This window comes from Sphingomonas sp. CCH9-F2 (assembly GCF_001556735.1).
Classification (GTDB): Bacteria; Pseudomonadota; Alphaproteobacteria; order Sphingomonadales; family Sphingomonadaceae; genus Sphingomonas; species Sphingomonas ginsenosidimutans.
On record NZ_LSJO01000391.1, the window covers coordinates 1 to 5,218 of the forward strand.

At 70.1% G+C, this 5,218-nt stretch carries 5 protein-coding genes and 1 pseudogene; 4 read left to right on the plus strand and 2 right to left on the minus strand.

Annotated elements, in window-relative coordinates:
• Together AX685_RS22575 and AX685_RS11395 are read left to right on the plus strand one after the other, a co-directional pair.
• Positions 1 to 534: pseudogene (locus tag AX685_RS22575) on the plus strand (hypothetical protein); the annotation flags it as partial.
• On the plus strand, positions 531 to 788 hold the full coding sequence (locus AX685_RS11395) for a hypothetical protein (protein WP_066488749.1): 258 nt from the start codon (positions 531 to 533) through the stop codon (positions 786 to 788). The pseudogene AX685_RS22575 and the gene AX685_RS11395, both read left to right, overlap by 4 nt.
• A 4-nt stretch (positions 789 to 792) precedes the next feature.
• Here AX685_RS11395 and AX685_RS11400 read toward each other — a convergent pair whose 3' ends face one another.
• Together AX685_RS11400 and AX685_RS11405 are read right to left on the minus strand one after the other, a co-directional pair.
• Positions 793 to 1,797, minus strand: a complete 1,005-nt coding sequence (locus AX685_RS11400; protein WP_066488750.1) for a glycosyltransferase family 4 protein — start codon at positions 1,795 to 1,797, stop codon at positions 793 to 795.
• Between the two features lie 116 nt (positions 1,798 to 1,913).
• Complete coding sequence (locus AX685_RS11405; protein WP_066488754.1) at positions 1,914 to 3,464, minus strand: alpha-amylase family glycosyl hydrolase; 1,551 nt, start codon at positions 3,462 to 3,464, stop codon at positions 1,914 to 1,916.
• A 122-nt stretch (positions 3,465 to 3,586) separates the two neighbouring features.
• Between AX685_RS11405 and coxB the strand changes: the two genes are divergently transcribed.
• Both coxB and AX685_RS11415 read left to right on the plus strand, forming a co-directional pair.
• Positions 3,587 to 4,570, plus strand: a complete 984-nt coding sequence (gene coxB, locus AX685_RS11410; protein WP_231738815.1) for a cytochrome c oxidase subunit II — start codon at positions 3,587 to 3,589, stop codon at positions 4,568 to 4,570.
• Positions 4,567 to 5,218: cbb3-type cytochrome c oxidase subunit I (locus AX685_RS11415; RefSeq protein WP_197418577.1), on the plus strand; the 652-nt coding region annotated here is incomplete at its 3' end. The genes coxB and AX685_RS11415, both read left to right, overlap by 4 nt.

The window sequence follows — 5,218 nt, forward strand, 5'->3', positions numbered from 1 at the left end:
ACGCCGCAAATGCTCGAACGGATCGGCGCGGTCCATGGCGCACTGTTCGATCTGTATGCGCGTCCCCCCTATATGACCGCGTTCCAGACCGCGCCTACCGTCGCCCGGATCGCGGCCGACTTCACCCGCCCGGACGCGCCGCGCGTCGACATGCTGGTCGGCCATGACACCAATGTCGCCGCGCTGGCCGCGGTGCTGGGGGTGACGGTGAAGGCGCCCGGCTTCGCGGCGGGCGATCCTTCCCCCGGTGGTGCGCTGGCGGTGGCGCTTGTCCGTGATGCGCATGGCCTGCCGGCTGTCCGCCTGTGGTATCGCAGCCAGAGTGCCGCCGCGATCCGGGCCGCCGCCGACCGCGTGACCTGGACGGCGCTGCCGCTGGCGGGATGCGACGATGGCCCGGCCCATGTCTGTCCGCTGCCGCGCTTCCTTGCCCGGCTGCGCGCGGGGACGGTGGTGGCGGACGGTCTGCAGGGGGAAACGGGATCCGCCGACCCGCCCCGGCTGGGCGTGGCGCCGGTGGGCGAGCGGGGGTGAGCGGCGCGGCGCTGGCGCTGCTGCTGGTCGCGGCGCAGGACGACGGCGCGCTGCTGGCCACCGCCGCCAGCCGGCTGTCGGCGATCCCGGCGGAGCCGCGCACGCCGGGCCGCTACCGCATCGACGGCACGCCGCGGGTGGACGATGACAAGGAACGCGCGCTGGGCACGACCGGCGGGCAATGCCAGGTGGTCGGCGCGCGGATGTGCACCAAGCCGCCGCGGACATGGTGGCGCGGGCAGTTGCCGCGATAAGCGGCTAGCCGAGAATGCGCCGGTAGAGCGCGATATAATCGTCGGCCATCCGGTCGATGCTGAACCGGTCCGCGACCGCGCGGCGGCAGGCGGCGCGGTCGATCGTGTCGGCGCGTTCGATCGCAGCGATCGCGCCGGGCAGGTCGTCGACCAGGAAGCCGGTGACGCCATCCTCGATGATCTCCGGCATCGACCCGCGCCGCGTCGCGATCACCGGGGTGCCGCACGCCATCGCCTCCACCACCGACAGCCCGAACGGCTCGTCGAAGTTGATGAGGTGGAGCAGCGCACGCGCCGCGCCCAGCGCCCGCACCCGCGCCTGCCCGCCGACCGCGCCGTGATAGCGGATGTCGGCATCCAGTTCGGGCGCGACGGCGCGGTCGTGATAGCCCTGGTCCTGTACGATCCCGTACATATCCAGCGCCCGGCCCGATTCCCGCGCGGCGGCGATCGCCTCCGCCGCGCCCTTGTCGGGATGCAGCCGGCCGAAGAACAGCAGGTCGTTGCTGCCGACCGGGTCGAACGCGAAATCGTCCAGCGGGATGCCGTGGTGGATCGTCGCGGCATAGCGCAGCGCCGGGTGCCGGTCGGCGTCGCTGATCGCGACGTAATGGACGCGATCCTGATAGGGCGCGTACATCGGGAGGATGCGGTCGGACGAGAAGCCGTGGATCGTCGTCACCATCGGCGTATCGACCAGCGGGGCGAAGGCGTGCGCGGGGAAATCCGCCTGGTTGTGGATCAGGTCGAACCGGTGGCGTTGCGCGAACAGGTGCGACAAATGGCGATATTCCCACACCTTCGCATCGATCGACGGGTCTTCAGAGTATGGCGCGGGCACCACCCCGTCGAGCGTCGCGGCGGTGACGCTGTCGAGCGTCGCGAACAGCGTCACGTCCACCCCGCGCGCGACCAGCGCCTCGGTCAGCAGGCTGGTGACCAGTTCCCACGGGCCGTAATGGCGCGGCGGCGTGCGCCACGCGATCGGGGCGAGCATGGCGATCTTCATGGGTAGTTGTCCTTTGTCCTTCCTGTCACCCCGGCGAATGCCAGGGTCCAGCGGCGGGCGTGTCGTGTGATGCGGATATGTCGCCATCTGGACCCCGGCCTTCGCCGGGGTGACGGTCAGCGGATGATGATCCCTTCGTCGGCGCGCAAGGTCTCGTGCGCCGAACCGGGCAGGGTGGACAGCAGCGTTTCACCCCTGAACGGCAGCGGTTTCGCCTCATGGCTCAGGTTCAGCGCCACCCGCAGCACCGCGTCGCCGTGGCGGCGTTCATAGGCCAGCACCCCGTCCGCCGCATCCAGCAGGCGGAAGTCGCCCACCGCCAGCGCCGGATGCGCGCGCCGTAATGCCAGCAGCCGGCGGTACAGCGCCAGCATCGATCCGGCGTCGCGTTCCTGCGCGGCGACGTTGCGGGTGCGCCAGTCGGGGTTGAGCGGCAGCCACGGATCGACGGTGCTGAACCCGGCGTGCGGCGTCGCGCCCCACGGCATCGGCGTGCGCGAGCGATCGCGGCCGATGCCGATGCCGGGCTGGCGCAGTTCCTGCGGATCGCGGACACGGTCGGGGGGGATATCGACCTGTCCGATCCCGATCTCGTCGCCCTGATACAGCGTCGGCGTACCGCGCAACGTCAGCAGCAGCATCGCGGCGACGCGCGCCTGCGCCTCGCCGACCCGCGCGGCGATGCGCGGCGCGTCATGGCTGCCGATCACCCAATTGGGCCAGCCGTGCGGCGGCAGCGACGCTTCGTAGGCGGCGATCATCGCGCGCAGCCTGGCGGCGTCCCAGCCATTTTCGATCAGCTGGAAATTGAACGGCAGATGCACCTGCGGCCGCTCTGGCGTGCCGTACCAGCGCGCATGGCGATCGTTGGGGAGGAAGATCTCGCCGATCAGCACGCGATCGCCGCCATAGCCGTCGGCGATCGCGCGCATCTCCGCCGCGATCGCATGCGCCTCGGGCTGGTCGGTGGAATGCTGCTGGATCAGCCGGTCGCGCTCGGTGATGCCGGGGCGCCAATAGGGATTGGGCGGGTTGTCGGGGAAGCCCTCCGCCTTCACGATATGCCACAGCACGTCGATGCGGAAACCGTCGACGCCGCGATCGAACCAGAAGCGCAGGACGTCGAACATCGCCGCGCGCAGTTCAGGGTTGCGCCAGTTGAGGTCGGGTTGCTGCTTCAGGAAGGCGTGCAGGTAATATTGCCCGGTCGCCTCGTCCCACTCCCATGCCGGGCCGCCGAAATCGCTGATCCAGTTGTTGGGCGGTCCGCCGTCGGGGGCGGGATCGCGCCAGATATACCAGTCGCGCTTCGCGCTGCGGCGGCTCGACCGGCTGTCGAGGAACCACGGGTGGCGATCCGAGCTGTGGTTGGGGACGAAATCGAGCAGCAGCTTCAGGCCGCGCGCATGAACCGCCGCCAGCAGCCGGTCGAAGGCGGCGAGATCGCCGAACAGCGGATCGACCCCGCAGTAATCGGCGACGTCATAGCCGAAATCGGCCATCGGCGACGGGAAGATCGGCGACAGCCAGATCGCGTCGACCCCCAGCGCGGCGATATGATCCAGCCGGCGTTCGATCCCCGCAAGATCGCCGACCCCGTCGCCATCGCTGTCCTGGAACGAACGCGGATAGACCTGGTACACCGTCCCGCGCCGCCACCACGGCATGTCGTCCCCCACGCCCCTCGTCCTTTCGCTGCGTCGGGGCAGATAACCGCCGAGGCGCGCAAGCGTTCATGTCTGTTGCGTAACATTATGCTTCCTGCCGGGGTGCGGCCCGGAACAAAGCGGTGGCCGTTCCTTTCTGCCTGATGAACGGGAACGGACAGGGGGCACCGCGCGGCGTGGGTTCGGGGCGGCAATCGATCTTCTCGACATTCGGTGCGGAGGCGGAGACGCTGGCCGGGCTGACGTGGTGGATGACCGCGGGGGCGGTGGTGATCTTCACCGCGGTGGCGACGCTGATCGTCATGGCGCTGCGCGCGCGCCGCAACGCGATCACCCACCAGCAGGGGATGCGGCTGGTGCTGTGGGCGGGCGGCATCGTGCCGACGGTGGTCCTGCTGTCGCTGCTGGTGTCCACCCTGCCGCAGATGCGCCCGATCGCGATCGCGATCGCGCCCGGCGACCTGCGCGTGACGGTGGAGGGCGAGCAATTCTGGTGGCGCATCCGCTATCGCCCGCCCGGCGCGGCCGAACTGGTGACCGCGAACGAACTGCGCATCCCCGTCGGCCGGACGGTGGCGCTGGAGCTGGAGGCGGGCGACGTCCTGCACAGTTTCTGGGTGCCGGGGCTGGCGGGCAAGATGGACATGGTGCCCGGCCGCACCAACACCCTGGTGGTGCGCGCGACCCGGGCGGGGCGCTTCCGCGGGCAATGCGCCGAATTCTGCGGGCTGAGCCATGCGCTGATGGCGTTCGACGTGATCGCGATGGAGCCGGCGGCGTTCGATCGCTGGCTGGCCGAACGGCGCGGCCCGGCGCGTGACGGCGCCGCGACCGAAGCAGGCGCGCGCGTGTTCGCGGCCTATGGCTGCGCGGCATGCCATGCGGTGCGCGGCACGAATGCGGCGGGGACGATCGGCCCCGACCTGACGCATATCGGCGCGCGCGCGACGCTGGGCGCGGGCATCCTGCCGATGGATGCCGACCACCTGCGCCGCTTCGTGAAGGATGCGCCGGCGGTGAAGCCGGGCGCGCGGATGCCCGCCTATCCGCACATGACGAACGACGACGCGACCGCGATCGCGCGCTGGCTGGAATCGCTGACATGAGCCTTCACGCACAGGACGATCCACAGCTGCGCGCCGATCAGGAACGGCGGCTGCGCGCGGTGTGGGCGCCGCCGACCGGCTGGTTCGGGCGCTGGGCCGACGTCAACAACAACCGCGTCGGCATCTGGTACACGCTGACCGCCTTCACCTTCATGCTGTTCGCGGGCGTGCTGGCGCTCATCATGCGCACGCAGCTGGCCGCGCCGGGCAACGACCTCGTTTCCGCATCGACGTTCAACCAGCTGTTCACGCTGCACGGCTCGATGATGATGTTCCTGTTCGCGGTGCCGATGTTCGAGGCGGTGGCGGTGATCCTGCTGCCGCAGCTGCTGGGCGCGCGCGACCTGCCGTTCCCGCGGCTGTCGGCGTTCGGTTACTGGAGCTTCCTGATCGGCGGGGTGTTCGTCGGCGGATCGATCTTCTTCAACGTCGCGCCCGACGGCGGCTGGTTCATGTATCCGCCGTTCACGACGCGCACCGACCTGTCCGGGCTGGGCGCCGATATCTGGATGCTGGGCCTCAGCTTCATCGAGGTATCGTCGGTCGCCGCGGCGGTGGAGCTGATCGTCGGCGTGCTCAAGACGCGCCCGCCGGGGATGCGGCTGAACCTGATGCCGCTCTACGCCTGGTACATCCTGGTCGTGGCGG